Origin of the sequence: Pseudomonas sp. ADAK2 (assembly GCF_012935755.1) — a bacterium.
Classification (GTDB): domain Bacteria; phylum Pseudomonadota; class Gammaproteobacteria; order Pseudomonadales; family Pseudomonadaceae; genus Aquipseudomonas.
On the sequence record NZ_CP052862.1, the window covers coordinates 4,575,709 to 4,595,959 of the forward strand.

Sequence of the window (20,251 nt, forward strand, 5' to 3'; positions counted from 1 at the left end):
AAATGTCCAAGAAAATCCATGTAACCGACACAATCCTGCGCGACGCCCACCAATCGCTGCTCGCCACCCGCATGCGCACCGAAGACATGCTGCCGATCTGCGACAAGCTCGACAAAGTCGGCTACTGGTCGCTGGAATGCTGGGGCGGCGCGACCTTCGACGCCTGTGTACGTTTTCTGAAGGAAGATCCGTGGGAGCGTCTGCGCCAATTGCGTGCGGCACTGCCTAACACACGCCTGCAAATGCTCCTGCGTGGCCAGAACCTGTTGGGCTATCGGCATTACAGCGACGACGTGGTTAAAGCCTTCGTCGCCAAAGCCGCGGTCAATGGCATCGACGTGTTCCGCATCTTCGACGCGATGAACGACGTGCGTAACCTGCGCGTGGCCATCGAAGCGGTAAAAGCGGCGGGCAAACATGCCCAGGGCACCATCGCCTACACCACCAGCCCGGTGCACACCATCGACGCGTTCGTGGCGCAAGCCCGGCAAATGGAAGCCATGGGTTGCGACTCGGTGGCGATCAAGGACATGGCCGGTCTGCTGACCCCGTACGCCACTGGTGAACTGGTCAAGGCATTGAAATCCGAGCAGTCGCTGCCCGTGTTCATTCACTCCCACGACACCGCTGGCATGGCCACCATGTGCCAACTCAAAGCCATCGAAAACGGCGCCGATCACATCGACACCGCGATTTCCAGCTTCGCCTCGGGCACCAGCCACCCAGGCACCGAATCGATGGTCGCCGCCCTTAAAGGCAGTGAGTTCGACACTGGCCTGAACCTGGAACTGCTGCAAGAGATCGGCCTGTACTTCTACGCCGTGCGCAAGAAGTACCACCAGTTCGAAAGCGAATTCACCGCCGTCGACACCCGCGTGCAAGTCAACCAGGTGCCGGGCGGGATGATTTCCAACCTGGCCAACCAGCTGAAAGAGCAGGGCGCACTCAACCGCATGAGCGAAGTGCTGGCCGAAATCCCGCGAGTTCGCGAAGACCTCGGCTTCCCGCCGCTGGTGACCCCGACCTCGCAGATCGTCGGCACCCAGGCGTTCTTCAACGTGCTGGCCGGCGAGCGCTACAAGACCATCACCAACGAAGTGAAGCTCTACCTGCAAGGCGGCTACGGCAAGGCGCCGGGCACCGTGAACGAAAAACTGCGCCGTCAGGCCATCGGTAGCGAAGAGGTGATAGACGTTCGTCCGGCCGACCTGTTGAAGCCGGAAATGACCAAGCTGCGTGCCGAAATCGGCGCCGTGGCCAAGTCCGAAGAAGACGTGCTGACCTACGCCATGTTCCCGGACATCGGCCGCAAGTTCCTCGAGGAACGCAACGCCGGCACCCTGACACCAGAAGTGCTGCTGCCGATTCCTGAAGCCGGCGGCGTGACCTCGGCCGGTGGCGAAGGCGTGCCGACCGAGTTCGTCATCGACGTCCATGGCGAGACCTACCGCGTCGACATCACCGGTGTCGGCGTCAAGGCCGAAGGCAAGCGCCACTTCTACCTGTCCATCGACGGCATGCCGGAAGAAGTGGTGTTCGAACCGCTCAACGAATTCGTCAGCGGCGGCAGCAGCAAGCGCAAGCAAGCCACGGCGCCGGGCCACGTCAGCACCACCATGCCGGGCAACATCGTCGATGTGCTGGTCAAGGAAGGCGACACCGTGAAAGCCGGGCAATCCGTGCTGATCACCGAAGCGATGAAGATGGAAACCGAAGTGCAGGCCGCCATCGCCGGCAAAGTCACCGCCATCCATGTGGCCAAGGGCGACCGGGTGAACCCGGGCGAAATCCTGATCGAGATCGAAGGTTGATTTAACAACCGAGATAACACCGCTTTAAACCTCGGGGGGGCATGTGCTCCCCTTTTTTTGCCCGGCGTTTGAGGCCACCACACACCACAATGTTGAATGACACATCGCCTTCGCGGGCAAGCCTCGCTCCTACAATGGTGTGTGGTGAATCAGGCGATGATTAGAATGCCATCCGCCACTGCCCCATGACGCCATGGCTGCGGCTGTCATTTCCGACCTCACCGTTGTAGCCGACACCCAGCGTATGCCGAGTCGAAACCGCGAGGTCCAGACCTGCATCGAGCGTCAGGCTGTCGCGATCCAGTGCGGCGCCTTTGACGGTGTAAGTCTTGCCGCCGGTTACCAGTCGTTGATGCGTCCTGCTATCGACATCGCCGTAGGTGTGTTTCCAGCCGGCACTGAAGCGCGGCGTCAGTTGCATGCCGTTATCCAGGGTGTTGAGCTGCGCGACGCGCAGGCCGAAGGTGCTGCTGAAGTTACCCTGTGTTTGCCCATGAACCTGCAAGGCCGCGGCCGCGCCTTTCTCGGTGTAGTTATCGCGGTGATAGCGCTGGTAACCGAGGTTGGCAAAGGGTTCGGCGCTGATGTTGGTGCTGGCGAGGTTGTAGCCCACCTCTGCAAAAGCTTGCTGAGTGCTGGCGTCGTAGCTGCCCTTTGGGCGGTCACTGAAATTGTTGAACGCCACTCGCCGTTTGGTGCTGCCGTCGTGGTTGCCGTGTGTAGCACCCAAGCGCATCGCCAGTGGGCCATTTTGGTACAGGGCATAGGCGCCGAGGTGCCAACTATTCAAATCACCGTCCATGTCGTTGCCGTCGAGGCGGGTCTGCGATTTTCCGCCGATGACGCCCATGCGCCATTGCTCATCGAGCGCCCAATCCGCACCGACTACCAACCCTTGGGAGGCATGTTGCAAGGCGCTGCTCCCCCGGCTGCGGTCCAGTGTGCCGCCATTACTCAACCCTTGTACCCAGACCCTGGCGCCAGTTTCGTTGACTGCCGTGACGCGCGGTGTCTGAGCGCTTTGACCCTGGGTGTTATCCAGCTGGCGCATGGCTGACAGCATGCTGGTACTGACGGGATTAACGCTGCTTAACGTGGCGTTGACCAGATTGGCATTGCTGCCTGCGGCCAGTTGTTCGATCGCTCGGCCTGCGGTGGTTTTATCGGTACCGAGCAGGGCGTTGATGGCGGCGTTCGGTGAAGCGGCTGGTTGTGAAGCGGCGACCGCTGCCGGGCCGGCCGGAGGGCGCACTTGAGCGGTGGCAGGCGCTGTACCTGACGCACTGGTTGAGGTTGCAGTGGCCGCAGAGGGCGCCAGGCCAGTGGCGTTAGTTTGCGCAACAGCCGGGCCGGAGATTTCAGTGACGGGGGTTGGTGTTGGGGCCGTGACGACGGTTTCAGTGACGGTCGTTGGCGTTGAGGCTGCAACGAAGACCTCTATGTCAGGCATTGCAATCGGAGCAGCGCCAGAGGGCTCAATGGCGTCGATTGAATTCGAAGCCGTGGTGACATCGCTTGGCGTATCGGCGGGCAACTGAGTTGGCGGAACTTCTTCTGACTCCTCGATGATGCCTTGGGCAAACGCTCGCCCGTTTTCGGTTGTGGCGGCGCTTTCGATCGAAACGTCATTGCGAGCGTAGGTCAGGCCAACGGTCTTTTCGTTGTATTGCACGGCCGGCGTCATAAAGGCCAGGTCGTTTAGGACCTTGCCGAATTCGCCCTCAACCTTACCGGCCTCAATAACGCTGTACTGGCTGGCCAACGGGTAATCGCCCGTCACCGCCACAATCTTCAGCGTGGCATCGCCGAGGTGGGCGGTGCCATCGACTGTTATCGTTTCACTGCGGCCATCGGCATTGACCTCGTAGGCCAATACAGCGGTTTTGTGCAGATCCAGATTGCCGCTGACCCGCGGGGCTCCGTGCAAGGCGTTGACCTCAAGGTTGCCTTCTACCTTCAGGTGACCGACCTGGCCGTTACCGCGAAAGGTCCCTCGTTTATCCACGGACACTTGGCCCACGATACTTCCACGGTTGGTCAGCGCGGCGTTGTTCGCCACTACGGCGCCGTCATGAAAATCACCTGTCCCGGTCAGCGCCCACTGGCCTCGCTTTATGTGCAGAAAATCGAAGTTGCGGCTTTGCCCGAGTTCGCCGCCGTTCACGGTATCGAGTTGCAGAACGTTGCTGCCGCCACCGCCATCAACCACTCCGTCGAAACGGCCGCGTCGGCTGACAGTGACCAGATCGTTGGAATCTCCCAGTTTCAATGCCACACCATCAGGACCGGTTTCTGTCTTGATGACTGGGGTTTTGATGGTCGCCGGATCGTTGATCAATGCTTCCAGCCGAGCCAGCTGCTCGTCCGGCAATGGCGGGGTGGAGGTGGGTTGTTGAGCAATCACGGAACCTGCATGGCCAAGGGCGAGGGATATGGCCAGGGCCATGCAGTGGGGACGAAAACTGTGTCGGATAAGCATCGTGTTCAACCTCTATTGAGCGGAGGCCAAACTCTAAAATTCGATGCGGTTTGCGGATGCCGGGCATTTCCGGGCATTGCGCAAGGCGTTGAGACGTCGCCTGTAGCCGAATCAACAGTGAGATTCGACCAAGCACGTTTTCACCCATCCATCAGGCGTCTTTCCCTACAACAATCCCGGAAGCTTCGATTGGCGAAAACTCAGAAACTCATCTGCCACTGTCCAATCAACCCGTGATTGCGGCTGTTACTGCCGATCTCGCCACTGTAGGCAACGCCGACGCTATGCCGCGCAGAAATGCCCAGATCCAGCCCGGCTTCCAGCACCAGACTGTCACGATCCAGCGAACTGCCATCGACACTGAACGCCGTACCTCCGACCACAAAGGCCTGGCGCGTCGAGCTGCTGACATCGCCATAGGTATGCTTCCAGCCAGCGGTCATGCGCGGGGTCAGGCTCATGCCGTTGTCCAGGGTGCTGAGGTGCGCCAGGCGTACGCCGAAGGTGCTGTTGAAGTTGTCCTGGGTTTGCTCGTTGACCTGCAATGCGGCGACGCCTCCTTTCTCTTTGTAACTGTCGCGGTGGTAGCGCTGATAGCCGAGGTTGGCGAAGGGTTCGGCGCTAAAGCGGCCACTGCCCATCGCGTAGCCCAGTTCGGCAAAGGCTTGTTGGCTGTCGGCGTCGTAGTCGCCTTTTGGTCGATCACTGAAACCGTTGAAGGCGACGGTGCGTTTGCTTTCCCCTTGATGGCCGCTGTAGGCGGCGCCGAGACGTAACGCGAACGGACCGCTTTGGCGCAGGGCGTAGACCCCGGCGTGCCAGCTCTCGACATTGCCGTCGACGCCGGTGGCATCCAGGTCGGTTTTCGAATAACCGCCCAACACGCCCAGGCGCCATTGCGGATTGAGCGCCCAATCGGCACCGAGCACGCTGCCTTTGGTGCGTTGTTCCAGACCGCTGTTGCCATGTTCGCCGTCGAGCTTGCCGTAGCCACCGATGGCTTGCAGCCAGAGTCGGCCCTGGGCATTCGGGTCGTTGAGGTTGCGCGCTTCGGACGGCACGCCGGTGGACGCGAGGCCTGGTGTGTCCCGCTGATCAAGGCCTACCAGCAAGCCTGAACCGCCGCCCATTTGCTGCATCGCCGAGAGCATGCTGCTGCCGACCTGGCTGCTGGCGCCGAGGGTGGCGCTGGTCAGGTTGGCGTTGCTCGCGCCGGCCAGCTGCTCGATGGCCGCGCCGGCCGTGGCGTTTGTGGTGTTGAGCAAGGCGTTGTAGAGCGCGTTGTTTTTGCCCATTGAGGCCAGGCTGTTGGCGGCGTTGCTGCCGTTGCCGGTGGCCGCGAACTCGTTGAAGGTGATGTCGTTGCGGGTGTAGGTCAGATCGATTTGGGTCGGGGTGTAAGCGAGGGTCGGCGTGAGGAAGGCGTAGTCGCTGGTGACCTTGCCGAAGGTGCCGTTGATGCTCGCGGCTTGCAGCACGGTGTAATGGCTTTGCCATGGGTAAGCGCCGCTGCCGGGGTTCACCGCCAGGGTCGCGCCGTTCAGGTTGGCGACGCCGCCGACCATTACAGGGGCGCTCGAACCGTCGGCATTCACGCCATAGGCCAGGGTGCCGCCGCTGCCGAAGGTCAAATCGTGAGTGATGGTTGCAGTGCCGAGTTGCGTATTGGTCTGCAACGTACCGTTGACCAGCAGATTGCCCACCGAGCCGCCGCCGGCATACACGCCGCCCTGATCCACGGTCAGCGTGCCGGCAATGCTGCCCTGGTTAAGCAATGTCGCAGCATTGCGCACAACGCCGCCATCGCTGAAATCACCACTACCGGTCAGCGTCCAGGCCCCTTGCTTCACTTCCAGCCATTCGAAATTGCGACTGGCGCCGAAGCTGCCGCCCGCCACATCGTCCATCACCACCCGGTCGTAACCGCTGCCGCCATCGACCACGCCGACGAAGCGGCTGCCGTTGCGCAGGGTCAGGCTGTCGTTGCCGCCACCCAGGTCCAGCGCCAGACCGTTGCTGCTGCTGAGGGTCCCGCCGTTGATCACGTTGTCGGCAAATTCGCCAACGAACTTCACGCCGAAACCGTCGAGGCCCTGGATGGTGCCGAAGTTTTCCAGCGTCGTCGCCGCCACGCCTGAGCCGCCGCTGCCATCATCCACCAGGATGGCGCTGTTGGCGCCGCTGATCAGCGCACCCTTGGCGTTCACTACCGTGCCTCCGCCCAACGCGATGCCTTCACTGCCGTTGGCGAAACCACCCTTGTCCACACCGCCCGCGCCGACGCCCTGGATGGTGCCGTAGTTTTCGATGTGGGCGATGTGGTCGATGTCCACGCCATCGCCGTCACCGTTGGGTTGCAGCCCCGAGTAGGCGCCGGTAATCGTGCCGTGGTTGATGACGGTGCCGTCGCCGTCGGAACCAAAACCCGAACCGTTGCGCCCGGTGATCTGGCCGTAGTTGACCAGCGTGGCGCCGAGGTCGGTGGTGATGCCGTGGCGGCCGGCGGAAATGGTGCCGTAGTTGGTCACCGTTACGCCGGTCGCTGTATCAATGTCGATGCCGTCGAACTTCTCGTCAGCATTGTGCGAATCGCCGGTCGAGATCTCGCCGTAGTTGGTGATTGTCGCGTTGGCGCCCGTCTTCATCCCGTCGCTGGCATCCCCCCGAATCAGCCCGCCCGCGCGGTTGATGATCGTGGTTTTGACCCCGTCGCTGCGCAAGGCATCCAGGTCCAGCCCCTGGCCGGTGGTGGAGCGAATGATGCCGCTGTTATCGATCAACAAACTGCCGCTGGCGAAGTTGCTGTCGATGCGCAGCGCGTCGTTGAATCCAAGAATCTGCCCGCCGCTGCGGTTATAGATGCTGTAGTTACGCGCCTGGGTCAGGTCGCCACTGCTGTCGATCGCCCGGCCACCGGTGGAGATGATCTTGCCCGAGTTATCGATCACCACGCCGGCGCCGCTGGTCTTGTCCTTCAGGCTCACGGTCTTGCCGCTGTTAGTGATGCTGCCGGGGGCCGAGATCGTCAGGGTGTCGCTACCGCCGAGGGTTTGCGCAGCGGTGGTGGCGGTGTTGATCTGAACGGTTTTGGCGTGGGCGGTGGTAGCGCTGATCAGCAGGGCGATGGTCAGGGCAAGACGCTGGGGCGAGAAGGGCATGGGTGGACGGTCCTTTTTGTTATAAGCAGGCCGTCTTGTATAGCGGAGGGTTTTTACAGAATGATGTATGAGCTCAATAGCTGACGCATCTGCATTATTTTGCGTCTATAAGAACACTTATCGTGCTGTAAATGCACTATATTGCATATTAGATGCGAACTGCTCTTCAAAAAATGCATTTAAATGCAGGTGACGACATGTACAACCTGACCCTACAGGTCTATACGGCAGGGAATTGGCACGACGCTATGGTCTTAAGCTTCGACAATCCTGAAAAGGGCTTTGAAAGTCGCTGCAGCTTCGGCTACGAACAGAGCTACCTGGTCGATAACTATGCGGACATCCCAACTCCTTTTGCGAAGGCAGTGAGTGCCAGGTTTCCCCTGGAGTGGGACGGAAAGCGATCCAATGCGCCAGCATTTCTGCACGACATCGCGCCAGCAGGTGCGGCCAAACGATTTCTTCAGCAACGGATAGGCCGAGAAAAACCAGCTGGTATCAGTGAGGATCTTTTCCTTCTGTCCACAAGTACTCCGGCGCCGATTGGCAATATGCGGATAAAGGAGTCTGTCGATGTAGTCGGGCAGCGTGAAGTGATAGGGTTTAAGCGTCAGGATGTCATTAGTCGTGATAACCGGTTTCTTGAATATGCCTACGAGCAGGGTGCTGCAATTGGCGGGGCAACGGGGGCTGGCGGCGAGGCACCGAAACTCTTGCTGGCTCAGGATAAGGACGGAGATCTATACCCCGATGCGGTACTGGACGACGCAGACGTCAGCCAGCACTGGTTCGTGAAGTTCTCTCGTAACAAAGGAACCCAGAACGATCAGGACATCCTCAGAAGTGAGTACCACTACTACAAGGCACTGCAAACACTGGGTATCGAAACGGTGGCGGTAGAGGGACTGGCCCTTGAAGAAGCGACCAAACCCAGTCTGTGGATGCAGCGTTTTGACCGTCGAGTAACCCCTCAGGGAGTTGAGCGTTTTGCTGTGGAGTCGATCTACTCGCTAGCCCAAGTAACCACGCCTGGTAGTCCAATGAATCACATGGAGGTTATTCGGCTGCTTGCAGAGCTCTGGCGTGATGGGGCGCAAGAGAATCAGATCCCGGATCTTGTTGCCGATTATTTACGCCGGGATCTGATCAACAAAATCCTCGGCAATTCAGATAACCATGGACGCAACACTGCAATCATTCGCGATACGGCCTCGTTCCGCATGGCACCGATTTATGACTTGGCACCAATGGTGATGGACGAAGAAGGCGTAACACGAACCACCAAGTGGCCAAAAGAGTTGGAGAGGGCCGGGGACGTAAATTGGCGTGGCGTGTGCCAGGCGTTGGCTGACATTGCTGATCCGGATGACCCACTTGCAGCGCTGAGTGATTGGTCGGGATCTTTTGAGCGATTGCGTGAGGATGCCACACGTTTGATGGCACTCCCGGATATTCTGGCCGACAGCGGATTACCTGATGTGACAATGAATCACCCGCGAATAGATTTGAAAAATCTGGCGCGGCGCTTGAAAGAGTGGGATCTGATATGAGCATGACCGTTGCCGAGCGCACTGTGCTCATAGAAAGCATTCAAGAGGCTCTGGCCGAAGGTACTCTTGAAATTGGTGAAGCGATTCGTCGCTTGCGTGTGGAAGTCACCGGCCTGCACCAAACCCAGTTCGCGAAGATGTGCAAAATCTCTGTGCGCACGCTGGTGCATATCGAGCATGGGGAAGGGAATCAGACGCTGAAATCGCTCAATTCTGTGTTCAAACCGTTTGGCTTGAAGATGGGCGTGGTGCGGATTCGACGGGATTTCAGCTAAGTCGGCAGCAAGGTGTTACCGAAGGCTGAATGCTTTCAAGATCAAAAGATCGCAGCCTTCGGCAACGCATACAGGGAGTCGTGTTTCAACCTAGCTACGGCTCACATAGGCTTTACCGTAATGCCGCTCCATCCGCGCCTGAATCAGCTCCAACCCAATCGACATCACCCAGTAAATCACCGCCGCGGTCGTCAGCATCTCGATATACCGATAACTCGACCGCCCATACGACTGCGCCAGAAACATCACTTCCCACACCCCCATCACCGAGATCAACGACGAGTCTTTGAGCATGGAGATGAATTGGTTGGTGGCCGGCGGGATGATGGTGCGCATGGCTTGGGGCAGGGTGACGCGCCAGAAGATCACGCTTTCGCGCATGCCCAAGGCCAGTGATGCCTCGCGTTGGCCGTGGGGGACGCCGAGGATGCCGGCGCGGAAGATCTCGCTCAGGTAAGCGCCGTAGTTCAGCGACAGGGCGATGATCCCCGCAGCGATGGCGCCGGGCACGATGCCCAGTTGCGGTAGGCCGAGGTAGATCAGCAGGATCTGGATCAGCAGCGGCGTGCCGCGAAAGAACGAGGCGTAGAAACTGGCGATGCCGAACGCCACGGCGCTTTTCGACAGCCGTCCCAAAGCAGTGATGAAGCCCAGCAGCGATGAGGCGACGATTGAGCAGGCGCAGAGAAATAACGTCAGCGCCGCGCCTTGCAGGAAGCCGTTGGGTGCCAGGTGCAGGCCGACGAGGTTCGGCAGTTTGTCGAGGATGATCGAGAACTTCAGGTCGAAGCTCAGGAAGAAACTGGCGAACAAGCCGAGCATCGCCGCCCAGGTCAGGTACAGCCGCGTGCGGAAGCCGAAGATCCGTTGCAATCGTGACTCAACCACCGGTTGCGGCGGCTTTGGAGGTGTGGGGAAAGAAGTCATTTGCTGATATCGGCGCCGATCCATTTTTGCGAGAGCTTGCTCAACGTGCCGTCCTGTTTCAGCTGCGCGAAGACTTCACGCACCTTGCCGTCCCACTGCGCGTCGCCCTTTTCGATGGCCACCGAGTTCGGCTCCGAGTACAACGTTTCGCCGGCCAGTTTGAAGCGCTTGTCTTCGTTCAGGCGCGGTTGCGCGGTCACCAGGTTGGTGAGGATCGCATCCAGTCGAACGCCCGCGCCCAGGCCCAAGTCCTGGAAGGCCACGTTGTCGGTGTCATACGGGGCGATCTGCACATCCTCGAACGGGTACTGCAACTGCGTGTCTTCAGCGCCTTCGATCACCAGGTTTTTGTTCAGGTAGCTTTCGTAGCTGGAGGCGCTGGTGAGGCCGACTTTCTTGCCGCTCAGGTCCTTGGCGTTGTGGATGCGATCATCCTTGGCGTTAACCACGATCACGGCCGGGGAGGCGTAGTACTCAACCGGGAAATCGAAGACTTCGGCGCGGGCCTTGCTCGGGGTCATGGAGCAGATGCAGATGTCGTAGCGCCCGCTCCAGCGGCCGGCGGCGATCACGTCCCAGGACGGGGTTTCGAGGCGCAGCTTCACGCCGAGTTTCTCGGCCACGGCTTTCGCCACATCGACGTCGAAACCGTCGAGTTGGTTCTGGTCATTGAGGAACGAGAACGGTGGATAACTCTCCATCAACACGCCCACCAGTTCTTTTTTCTGCTCGACGCGGTCCAGCGTGGCGCCGCCAAAGGCTTGAGTGGAGGCAGCCAGAATCGTCAGGCCCAGGGCCAGTAGCGGTTGAAATTTCACAGTCGATCCCTGATAAAAAATGGTTGTTATTAACCGAATGGTGCGTATTAAATAGTTATAAGAACGACTCTGATAGTGAGTTATTTTCATAAGCATATGAGTAAAAAGCATATGAGCGCAGGAAGCACAGTAATTCTGGATGGTGGCATGGGTCGTGAACTGCAACGCGCAGGTGCACCGTTCCGGCAGCCCGAGTGGTCGGCGCTGGCCTTGAGCGAAGCGCCGCAAGCGGTCGAGGCGGTGCATGCGGCTTATATCGAAAGCGGTGCAAATGTCATCACCAGCAACAGCTACGCGGTGGTGCCGTTCCATATCGGTGAGGAGCGTTTTGCTGCCGAGGGCCAGGCGCTCGCGGCGTTGGCCGGCGAGTTGGCACGGCGTGCGGTGGAGGCGGCGGGCAAACCGGTGCGGGTGGCCGGTTCATTGCCTCCGTTGTTTGGTTCCTATCGTCCAGACTTGTTCGACGCTGCGCGGGTGACGGAACTGCTGACGCCACTGGTGAAAGGGCTCGCGCCGCACGTTGACCTGTGGCTGGCGGAAACCCAGAGCTCGATCGTTGAGGCGCGGGCGATCCACGCGGGTCTGCCGAAGGATGGCAAGCCGTTCTGGCTGTCGTTTACCTTGAAGGATGAAGACACCGACGACGTGCCGCGTTTGCGTTCCGGTGAGCCGGTGGCCGAGGCGGCGGCAGTGGCCGCTGAGCTGGGTGTCGAGACATTACTGTTCAATTGCAGCCAGCCCGAAGTGATTGGCGCGGCGATTGATGCGGCGCGGGAAACGTTCGAGCGGCTGGGTGTGAATATTCACATCGGCGCGTACGCCAATGCCTTCCCGCCGCAACCGAAAGAGGCCACGGCCAACGACGGGCTCGACCCGTTGCGCGACGATCTCGATCCGCCGGGTTACCTGCATTGGGCGGCCGATTGGCAGAAACGTGGGGCCAGCCATTTGGGCGGGTGCTGCGGGATTGGGCCGGAGCATATTGCGGTGCTTGCCCAGAGACTCAACTGAGAAGATCGTTCCCACGCTTTGCGTGGGAACGCCTCTACGGACGCTCTGCATTCGATGGGACGCGGAGCGTCCCGGGCTGCATTCCCACGCAGAGCGTGGGAACGATCACTAGGCGCGGCACTCGGCCAGGGTTTTCACTTGGCCCGAATCGGTCTGGTTTTCATCTGAAAGCCACCGCTCAAACCCCGCCCCAACCTCCGGCCATTCCGAATCCAGAATCGAATACCAAGCCGTATCACGATTCTGTCCCTTCACCACCATGTGCTGGCGAAACACCCCTTCAAAACTGAAACCCAACCGCTCAGCCGCATATTTGGAGCGGGCATTGCCGTTGTTGCACTTCCACTCCAGGCGCCGGTAGCCCAGGGCAAACGACTCTTTGGCCAGCAGATATACCGCCTCGGTACTTTTTGGCGAACGCTGCATCGATGCGCCAAACGTGACGTGGCCGATTTCGATCCGGCCCTGGGCCGGGACGATGGACATCAGGCTGAGGATGCCTTGCACATCACCGCTGGCACGGTCGATTACGGTGAAGAAATACGGATCGCTGTTGGCCGCGTGGTTGTTCAGCCAATCGTTGAACACGCTGCGTTCCGGGAACGGGCCGTAAGGCAAGTAATCCCAGAGTTTCGGGTCGGCGCCGGGGCCTTGCAGGGCTTTGAACAAGCCGTCGGCGTGGCGTGCCGGGTCGAGTTTTTCCAGGCGGATGAAGCGCCCTTCGATCAGTTGAACGGTGGGGGCTGGCGCGCCTTTCCAGTCCGCGAGTGAAGTGGTCATGTTGCTCTCCTTGAACCTTAAAGGGCTTTGCGAAACTGGATCAAACCGGGGCGTTCGGCGATGCGCTCGTAGAGCTGGATCGCGGTGGCATTGGATTCGTGGGTGAGCCAGTGAACCTTGCAGCAACCATCCGCCTTGGCGGTGGCGTAGACGAATTCGATCAGCTTGCGCCCGACGCCGGTGCCACGGGTTTCTGACGCTACCAGCAAGTCTTGCAGGTAGCAGGAGTTTTCGATGCTCCAGTTCGAGCGATGGTAGATGAAGTTCACCATGCCCACGGCTTTGCCATCGGCCCAGGCGAGGGCGGAGTGGGTCGGTTCGTTCGGGTCGAGCATGCGCAGCCAGGTGCTAGGGGTCACGGCTTCCGGCAGTTCGGTGTTGTAGAAGCTCAAGTAGGTCTGCCACAGCGGCAACCATGCGGCGTGGTCGTCGGCGGTGACCTGGCGAATCTCGATCTGACTCATGTTCATTCCTTAACGCATCAAGTGGGCGAGGGCCTGGTCCTGCGCGTAGGGGCTGGCAGCCAACCCTTCGCGCACACCGGCGATGTCTGCGGCACTGCGGTTCTGGCTCAGTTTGCGTTTGCCTTCCAGGCGCTGGATCGGCAATGCGAAACCGACAATGGCCTTGAGCATACCGTCGATGTAGTCGGCGGGGGCGTCCGCGACTTTCCATGGTTGGTCGCGGCCCGCTTCGTGGCGATCGGTGAGGGCACTGACCAGGTTGAGCAGACGATGGGCGTCGCTGAACACTTCAGCCACGCCATAAGCGTGCACGGCCATGTAGTTCCAGGTCGGCACCACTTTGCCGTGCTCGGCTTTGCTCGGGTAAAACCCGGGGCTGACGTAGGCATCGGCACCGGCAAAAATCACCAGCGCCTCGGCGCCGTTCTGCAGGTCCTTCCATTGCGGATTGGCCTTGGCGAAGTGTCCATACAGGGTGCCATTGGGTCCTTGTTCGGTGTCCAGCAGCAGCGGGATATGGCTGGCTTGCAGGCCTTGCTCGCCGTGGGTCACCAGGATGGCGAGCCGGGTGGCGAGTATCTGCTGCTGCAAGTCCGGCAAATCTTTGATGGCAAATGAGCTGGGGTTGTACATGGAAATATCCCTTGGCGAATGGCTTCATCCTAGGCAGGCTATTGGTCTGTTGTAAGAGCCATTACCGACCAATTTCATAGGTCCATTGCGATGACTGAAGCTCCGCTGTCCCTGTCCTTCAACCCGGCCGGCATCGAACTTGATCGCCGCCAGGGGTTGAGCCGTCAGCTCTACCAGGCATTGCGGGTGCGGGTACTCGACGGACGATTGGCCAGCGGCACTCGATTACCGGCCAGTCGCGACCTGGCGGCAGCGTTATCGATCTCCCGCAACAGCGTGGTCCGCGCCTACGATCAGCTATACGCCGAAGGCTTTATTGAAGGACGGGTTGGCGACGGCACATACGTCGCGCAACTGCCGCAAACCGCGCTGCCGGCAAAAAAACTATCCACAAAACTATCCACAGGGATATCAACAGGGTTACCCACAGCCTTATCCACAAATTGGCTGGATTTACCTGTGATTTCATCCAGTAAAGTTATCCACAGCGGCGCTTTGGAGCGGGTTGAAAAGAACCATTTGGCCTTGCCGCCGAGTGGTCCGCCCAAGGCTTTTCGGGTGGGCGTGCCGGCCTTCGATCTGTTTCCGTTCGAGGTTTGGGCCAAGCTGAACGCGGCTTTCTGGCGCAAACCGGATTTGCAGCAGTTGTGTTACGGCGATCCGGCTGGCGATGCGCGCTTGCGCGGGATGATTGCTGCGTATTTGCGCAGTTCTCGCGGAATGCAGTGCACGGCTGAGCAAATTGTGATCACCAGCGGCGCGCAGCAGGGAATCAGCCTTTGTGCACAGCTGCTGGTGGAGCCCGGCGACGGGGTGGCGATTGAGAATCCGGGGTATCGCGCGGCGGGTCATGCATTCGCCGTGGCCGGGGGCCGACTGCACGGCGTATCGGTGGACAGCGAAGGGATCAATTGCACCGAACTGGAAGGGCTGAGCGATTGCCGACTGGCTTACGTGACCCCGTCGCATCAATACCCGACCGGAGTGGTGATGAGCCTGGCGCGGCGCCTTGAATTGTTGGCGTGGGCCGAGCGCACCCAAGGCTGGATCGTCGAAGACGACTACGATGGCGAATACCGTTACAGCGGTGCGCCGCTGGCACCGTTGGCCGCGCTGGATCGGCAGGGACGGGTGTTGTATGTCGGGACGTTCGGCAAGGTCGCTTTTCCGGCATTGCGCCTCGGTTATCTGGTATTGCCGCCCGGGCTGGTGGACGCCTTCGCCCGCCGTCGCGCCGTGGACGTACGGCATTCGGAAGTCAGCACCCAGGCAGTGATGGCCGAGTTCATGGCCGCCGGGCATTTTCAGCGCCACATCCGGCGGATGCGCCGTGCGGCACTCAGCCGACGCAATGCGTTGCTGGCTGGTTGGCCGAAGGATATTCCCGGCGTCGGCAGCCTGCCCAGTGTGGCGGCGGGGCTGCATTTGACGGTGTCGGTCGAGAGTGTGGCCCGCGAACGCGAACTGGTAGCGCAAGCCGAAGCGGTGGGCGTCGAGATCAACGCCTTGAGCAGCTATTGGCTGCCGGACACGACCCGCCCAGCGGATCAGCGTGCCGGATTGGTGCTGGGGTTTGCCGCTGTTCCAGAGGCCGATATCGAATCGGCCCTGATGCGTTTGCGCCAGGCCTGGAATGCCTAGGGGAGCGTGGGTTCCAGCGCAAGAAACACGTCGCGCGTCGCCGGGTCGCTGATGCGGCGAAACACATAGTCGATTGGCTCGATGGCCGCCAATGTCTGCCGAAGGTCCGGTTCCAGTCTGTCCAGGTATTTATCCGCCACTTTCAGATGGGCTGCCGTGGGTTGGTCTGCGGGACTGTCGGGAGCCGGATAGTGGAAGTGCGCCACCCACAGGTCCTGATCGTTATCCGTAGCGTCGAGTATCCGGTACTCCTGGAAGTAGTCCGCGCGTTGTCGGGTTTTGAGACGCCCCAGATCATTGCGCACAACCTTGAGTTGATCCTGCTTGTACAACCACTGGAAATATTCCTGCCGGGGTTTGCGCTTCTTGAGCATGGCCGCGCGCACGCTGACGCCCGTGACACGCAGCAGGATGACGGCCTCGCGCAACTCCTGGCTCAATCGGGCCACTGGCGGCGGGCTGCCCTGGGCGGCGCGAATGTTGTTCATGGCTTTGTCGACGCTGGCTGCTGCGTTCTCGAGTTTCTGTGCCTGTTGATCAAACAAATGCTGCATGTCCGCCGGAATACGGCTGGGACGTTGCGCATCTTTGCGGGTGCGGGTAATGAAATCATTCACGTCGATACTGAGTGTCAGGCCTTCGTCAATGACGTCGATGTCGTCCATCGCCGCTTTGCCTGCGCCTTCACTTACGGGCTGCAGTTTCTTGAAGGCCTGCTCTTCAGTCTTTTGTTCGCTGTCCGCCGCTGGTTCTCGCGGGCGAGTCTTGGTCACTTTGATCTGTGGGCGCGATGGCCCGGCGATAGCCGGTTCCGGCGTTTGCTGTGACAGGTTTTCTTCTCTCTCGGGCAGCAGTGCATCGAGTCGCTCCCGGGCCAGCGCCTGAAATTCCTTGATGAGTGTCGCCAGGCGTTCCAGTGCTTGCGGATGAGTCATTCCGGGATAGCGAGCTGGCAAGTCTTCAATCCGCTGGAGGGTGTCGGCATAGGTGTCAGTCAAATCCGAATACGTTGCGATGCGCTGGTCGGTCGTCTCGGTGACCTGCAGCTGTTTCATCAGGTCGGTGAGTTTATGACTGGCGTCGGCGGCATCGATGACGATGCCCGCGACCGCCGCCCGCGCCTGTGGCATCTGCGCTGAGGCCTGCTCTTGGACGCACAACTCGTAAGACATGCCGATCTGGTTGGCCTTGAAGTCTTGAACCGTGAGCCGAGGCAACAGTTTGGCGAGGCGTCGAGTCTCGATGCGTCCCGCCCGACCCAGGACATTGAGGCGTTCCAGGGACGTTTGAGCCTGGTCCATCCGCTCGACGATGGTGTCGCTGAGGTCACTGGCCGTTTGCAGGGACGCCACATTTTCACCCACAGCAGTGGCCGTGTTGATGCTGCCTTCTCCTGCGAAGGGGGCAATGGCTTGCGTGTATTGGTTGGTTTTTACCGTGAGCCAGTACGACAGGTATTTTTCCAGCAACGTGGTCAGACGCAGCAAGTCATAGGTGTACCCGAGTGTGCCGCCCAGCGTGCGCCACTCGTTCAGGTGTTCGATGACTTCAAGGTGGTTTTTGATCAACGCTTCGAGTTTGTCGGTGAACACTTTGCAGTGCTGTTCGAAGCGATCACCGGTGCTTTGTACCAGTTCGTTGTGCAGCCGCGTGACCTCTTCCTTGATGATGTTCTCCTGCAGTTTGAACGCTTGAATCAGTTGCTGCAGTGCATCCCTGCGCACTTCCTTTTGTTGCTGCAGCGCTTTCAAACGGCGCTTCGGCCCGCCGCCGCGCAATCGCAGGCGTAGGTCGACGATCCAGTGACCGCGGGTATCGGAGGTCAATAACGGCCCACTGCGAGAGGGGCTGTCCGGGTTGAAGATCTGCACGTGTTCATCTTCATCGATCAGTACCTCAAACCAACGGTTACCCACTTGGGCGTACTGTTTGTCATCGAGTTGATACAGGTGCGGCGGGGTGACGTTGAGGGTGTTCAGGTTTTTGCTGGTCAGGTCCGGCGCGCTCACCTTGACGCTGTCCAGGTACATACCCAGTGACGAAGGGGTTCGACGGGGCAAGGATTCGGCGGTTTCCAGCGCCGTGGCATGTTCGGCAGGCAGCTCGCCGAAGACCGGTTCGGCAGACAGGCTTATGGTGGTAGGCACAGGCACTGGACGCGGTGGGACGTCGCTGGCGTGAGCCGTGTCGCGTGTCCCGGGCAAGGACTCGGTCTCTGCGGTTTTACGCCGCTGACCCGCCCGGTGGATCAGCACCATGCCCAGCGTCATCAACACATCACCCAGGGACGTCCATTGCACCAGGCTGTCGCCGCGTTCATGAGCATCCAGGCCCTGCTGCAGGTCGGCGATGGATTGCCAGACCCAGGCCGCGGTCCCCACCGGCCCGCTCAAAAACGTCGAGGCCGCATTGAAAATCGCCCAGCCACTGTCACGCAGCAACGCCCAGCGCCGCTCGCCATTGGACAGGGACTGGCGCTCGGCTTTCTGCACCAGGGTATTGGCGTTGCTGGTAAACAGCGTGGCCAACAGGTCATCGGTGATCTCTTGCTGGCCGAGGCCGATGGGGCCGCTCAAGTCGTGATTGAGCAACAGTTCGATACCCGACTCCACCGCCAGCCAGGGCGACGGCAAACCCACCGGAAAGACGTATTGGGAATACTCGAAACTGAGGGTGGGCGTCGGCAGCCAGGCCAACACCGAGTCACGCAATTCGCCGGGCTGGTGCATGGCGTACATCATGTTTTGCACCGAGGCGAATTGCAGCAACGGCTGTTCGAGTGCCGGACGATACAACAGGCACGGTCCCTGACGTTGTTGGCGCGGGCCGATGATGAACATGTTGGCCACGGTGTCGCCGCCCGAGAGCAGCCGATGCCGGGGAACAAAGGTCAGCGGGCGAATGACGATGGTGAGCGAATGCTTGCGCCGCTTGCCGAGGGCGACGCGCATGAGTTCGCAAACGTAGCGATAGCCTGTGTCATCGACACCACCTTCATGGCGCAGTTTGCATTCCAGCGCCTTGAGCCTGAGCAGGTCCGGCAGCAGCTCGACGTAGCGCTTTTTCTGCAGCCTGGCCTGGTCGGCATTATCGATCAGTTTTTTTCGCAGCAGTTCCGGGTAGGTCTTGCCGACGTTGACCTGTTCCGCCATGCGGGTCAGGTACTCGACGGTCAGCCAATCGGGGCATCTTTCCCGGTTCGTGAAATTCAGTTCAGCTTTGTAGGGTGGCGTATTTTGCAGGGCGAACTCACCGAGGGTTTCGCGGTGTTGGTCGTGGGGGTTGGGCAGGGTGAAGGCGCCGACCGTAAAGCTGTTGGTGATGGTGATGCGCAGTTCTGGGAGTGGCAATAGCGTGGCGCCTTGCAGGTTTTTATCGGCGATGATGGCTTCGATCATCTTGTCCTGGGCGTACTGGCCGATCAGTGGAATATCGTTGAGCCCGGACGCATTGCGCAGTCGGCCCTGGCTGGACAGGTAGCTGCCATAGTCCAGCAAGTCGGTGGCCGACGCATTTGCCAGCCACTCGGGAATGGCCGTTTCCAGGTCGTCGACGTGGCGTTGTTCTTCGGCGCTGAAGTGCCCGGCACCACTGCCAGAAGGCGCCGGGACAAAGGGTAGGGGCGGTAGCGGGGATAAGGGTCTGATCGCGGCGATGGCCTCCATCTGGCCGCCAATCAATGCCCCGGCCATGTGATCGAAAATATTGCCGTCGGGCTCGTATAGTCGCCATTGCAGCGATTGTCCGGTGGGCTCCATGTCGATCCGCCGGGGCAACGAGGCGCCGAGCCGATCCATGGAGTCGAAGGCTTCATAGCCGTCCTCGATGGTGTAGAGCAACAGGATGTCGCGTTGCTTGTAGGTCGCCTTCATGACAATCGCGCCGCCCAGCAGGAGGTGGCGGGTGTTGCTGGTTTCGTTGTAGTCGATATCGATCAGGCAGGCCTGGATGCCGGGAATCTCCAGATTGTTTTTCGCTCGCTCAGTCTTGTCCGGATGCTGGGAGACGGCACGGGCCACTGCGCATTGATCGGTATCCCAGCCTTTGACTTGGCGGATATCCAGCGCTTTTTTCAGTGTGTCGCTCAGCTCGTGCCAGCGCGGTTTGCCCTCGACCGTCTCATTCCAGAAATCCAGTTGCTGCTGTTGGAATTCGATAAACAACAGCGGGGCGAAGTTATTCAGTGTGGCGGCGATATCCTCGACGCTGACGGCCAGGTGCAACGGCGATTGGCTCAGGGGCGCGGACGTCAGAAAGTGTTCGGCCTCAATGAAATTCGCCACGCTGCCGAATTGCCCCTGACGCACCAGTGCCTGGGTCAGTATCTCGACGTGCGGGTGGGCGCTGACCAGTGATTCGCCCTGCCACTTCCATTGGGGCGTGACGATCAAGGTCTCGTCCGGATCGATGTTCAGTTCCGGATACTGCTGTTTCAACGCCTCGCGCAACACCTTCGCGGCCACTTCACTGAGACTGGGGCCGAGGCTGGTCTGGATGATCAGACTGCTTTTTTCCTGAAGCAGGTGGCCGGTATTTTGTAGTGCTGGCGTAGGGTCGATCATCATGGGCGGTTCCTTCCGGTCGGGCGGAGGAGGTCACCGTCCCTGGTACCCCGGAAGATAAAAAAACCGACATTCGACAAGGTGGTAATTATTTACCGCACATTAAAAAACCCGCACTCGGCGGGTCTTTGACAGGGCGGGA

General features: G+C 60.0%; 13 protein-coding genes. 5 read left to right on the plus strand and 8 right to left on the minus strand.

The features are described from left to right. Positions 1 to 2 precede the first annotated feature (2 nt). A complete protein-coding gene (gene oadA, locus HKK52_RS20930; protein ID WP_169372406.1) occupies positions 3 to 1,811 on the plus strand; it encodes a sodium-extruding oxaloacetate decarboxylase subunit alpha in 1,809 nt (602 codons plus the stop codon). Between the two features lie 160 nt (positions 1,812 to 1,971). Here oadA and HKK52_RS20935 read toward each other — a convergent pair whose 3' ends face one another. Together HKK52_RS20935 and HKK52_RS20940 are read right to left on the minus strand one after the other, a co-directional pair. After that, complete coding sequence (locus HKK52_RS20935) at positions 1,972 to 4,290, minus strand: autotransporter outer membrane beta-barrel domain-containing protein (RefSeq protein WP_169372407.1); 2,319 nt, start codon at positions 4,288 to 4,290, stop codon at positions 1,972 to 1,974. A gap of 200 nt (positions 4,291 to 4,490) precedes the next feature. Next, the gene (locus HKK52_RS20940) at positions 4,491 to 7,448 is read right to left on the minus strand and encodes an autotransporter outer membrane beta-barrel domain-containing protein (RefSeq protein ID WP_169372408.1); all 2,958 of its coding nucleotides are present in this window, start codon (positions 7,446 to 7,448) and stop codon (positions 4,491 to 4,493) included. Between the two features lie 197 nt (positions 7,449 to 7,645). Here HKK52_RS20940 and HKK52_RS20945 point away from each other — a divergent pair, with 197 nt between their 5' ends. Beyond that, positions 7,646 to 8,998: a HipA domain-containing protein gene (locus HKK52_RS20945; protein WP_169372409.1), complete on the plus strand. Its 1,353-nt coding sequence runs from the start codon at positions 7,646 to 7,648 to the stop codon at positions 8,996 to 8,998. Further along, the gene (locus tag HKK52_RS20950) at positions 8,995 to 9,273 is read left to right on the plus strand and encodes a helix-turn-helix domain-containing protein (protein WP_169372410.1); all 279 of its coding nucleotides are present in this window, start codon (positions 8,995 to 8,997) and stop codon (positions 9,271 to 9,273) included. The genes HKK52_RS20945 and HKK52_RS20950 overlap by 4 nt, the downstream gene beginning before the upstream one ends. A gap of 90 nt (positions 9,274 to 9,363) precedes the next feature. Here the strand turns inward: HKK52_RS20950 and HKK52_RS20955 are convergent, their stop codons facing one another. Both HKK52_RS20955 and HKK52_RS20960 read right to left on the minus strand, forming a co-directional pair. Then, positions 9,364 to 10,200 carry an amino acid ABC transporter permease gene (locus tag HKK52_RS20955; RefSeq protein WP_169372411.1) on the minus strand — a complete coding sequence of 279 codons (837 nt, stop codon included), beginning with the start codon at positions 10,198 to 10,200 and terminating at the stop codon, positions 9,364 to 9,366. Beyond that, positions 10,197 to 11,018: an ABC transporter substrate-binding protein gene (locus HKK52_RS20960; RefSeq protein ID WP_169372412.1), complete on the minus strand. Its 822-nt coding sequence runs from the start codon at positions 11,016 to 11,018 to the stop codon at positions 10,197 to 10,199. Before HKK52_RS20960 ends, HKK52_RS20955 begins: the two co-directional genes overlap by 4 nt. A gap of 111 nt (positions 11,019 to 11,129) precedes the next feature. On the opposite strand from HKK52_RS20960, the gene HKK52_RS20965 reads away from it, so the two are divergent. Beyond that, the gene (locus HKK52_RS20965) at positions 11,130 to 12,029 is read left to right on the plus strand and encodes a homocysteine S-methyltransferase family protein (protein ID WP_169372413.1); all 900 of its coding nucleotides are present in this window, start codon (positions 11,130 to 11,132) and stop codon (positions 12,027 to 12,029) included. 108 nt (positions 12,030 to 12,137) lie between these two features. Here the strand turns inward: HKK52_RS20965 and HKK52_RS20970 are convergent, their stop codons facing one another. Genes HKK52_RS20970 through HKK52_RS20980 form a run of 3 tightly spaced genes read right to left on the minus strand, consistent with a single transcriptional unit; the run spans position 12,138 to position 13,906 of the window. Further along, complete coding sequence (locus HKK52_RS20970; RefSeq protein ID WP_169372414.1) at positions 12,138 to 12,809, minus strand: GNAT family N-acetyltransferase; 672 nt, start codon at positions 12,807 to 12,809, stop codon at positions 12,138 to 12,140. A gap of 17 nt (positions 12,810 to 12,826) precedes the next feature. Next, positions 12,827 to 13,273, minus strand: a complete 447-nt coding sequence (locus HKK52_RS20975) for a GNAT family N-acetyltransferase (RefSeq protein ID WP_169372415.1) — start codon at positions 13,271 to 13,273, stop codon at positions 12,827 to 12,829. A gap of 9 nt (positions 13,274 to 13,282) precedes the next feature. Continuing rightward, the gene (locus HKK52_RS20980; RefSeq protein WP_169372416.1) at positions 13,283 to 13,906 is read right to left on the minus strand and encodes an FMN-binding negative transcriptional regulator; all 624 of its coding nucleotides are present in this window, start codon (positions 13,904 to 13,906) and stop codon (positions 13,283 to 13,285) included. 90 nt (positions 13,907 to 13,996) lie between these two features. Between HKK52_RS20980 and pdxR the strand changes: the two genes are divergently transcribed. Continuing rightward, positions 13,997 to 15,547: a MocR-like pyridoxine biosynthesis transcription factor PdxR gene (gene pdxR / locus HKK52_RS20985; protein ID WP_169372417.1), complete on the plus strand. Its 1,551-nt coding sequence runs from the start codon at positions 13,997 to 13,999 to the stop codon at positions 15,545 to 15,547. Here the strand turns inward: pdxR and HKK52_RS20990 are convergent. Further along, positions 15,544 to 20,112: a dermonecrotic toxin domain-containing protein gene (locus HKK52_RS20990; protein WP_169372418.1), complete on the minus strand. Its 4,569-nt coding sequence runs from the start codon at positions 20,110 to 20,112 to the stop codon at positions 15,544 to 15,546. The two genes, pdxR and HKK52_RS20990, sit on opposite strands and share 4 nt — an antisense overlap. Positions 20,113 to 20,251 lie beyond the last annotated feature (139 nt).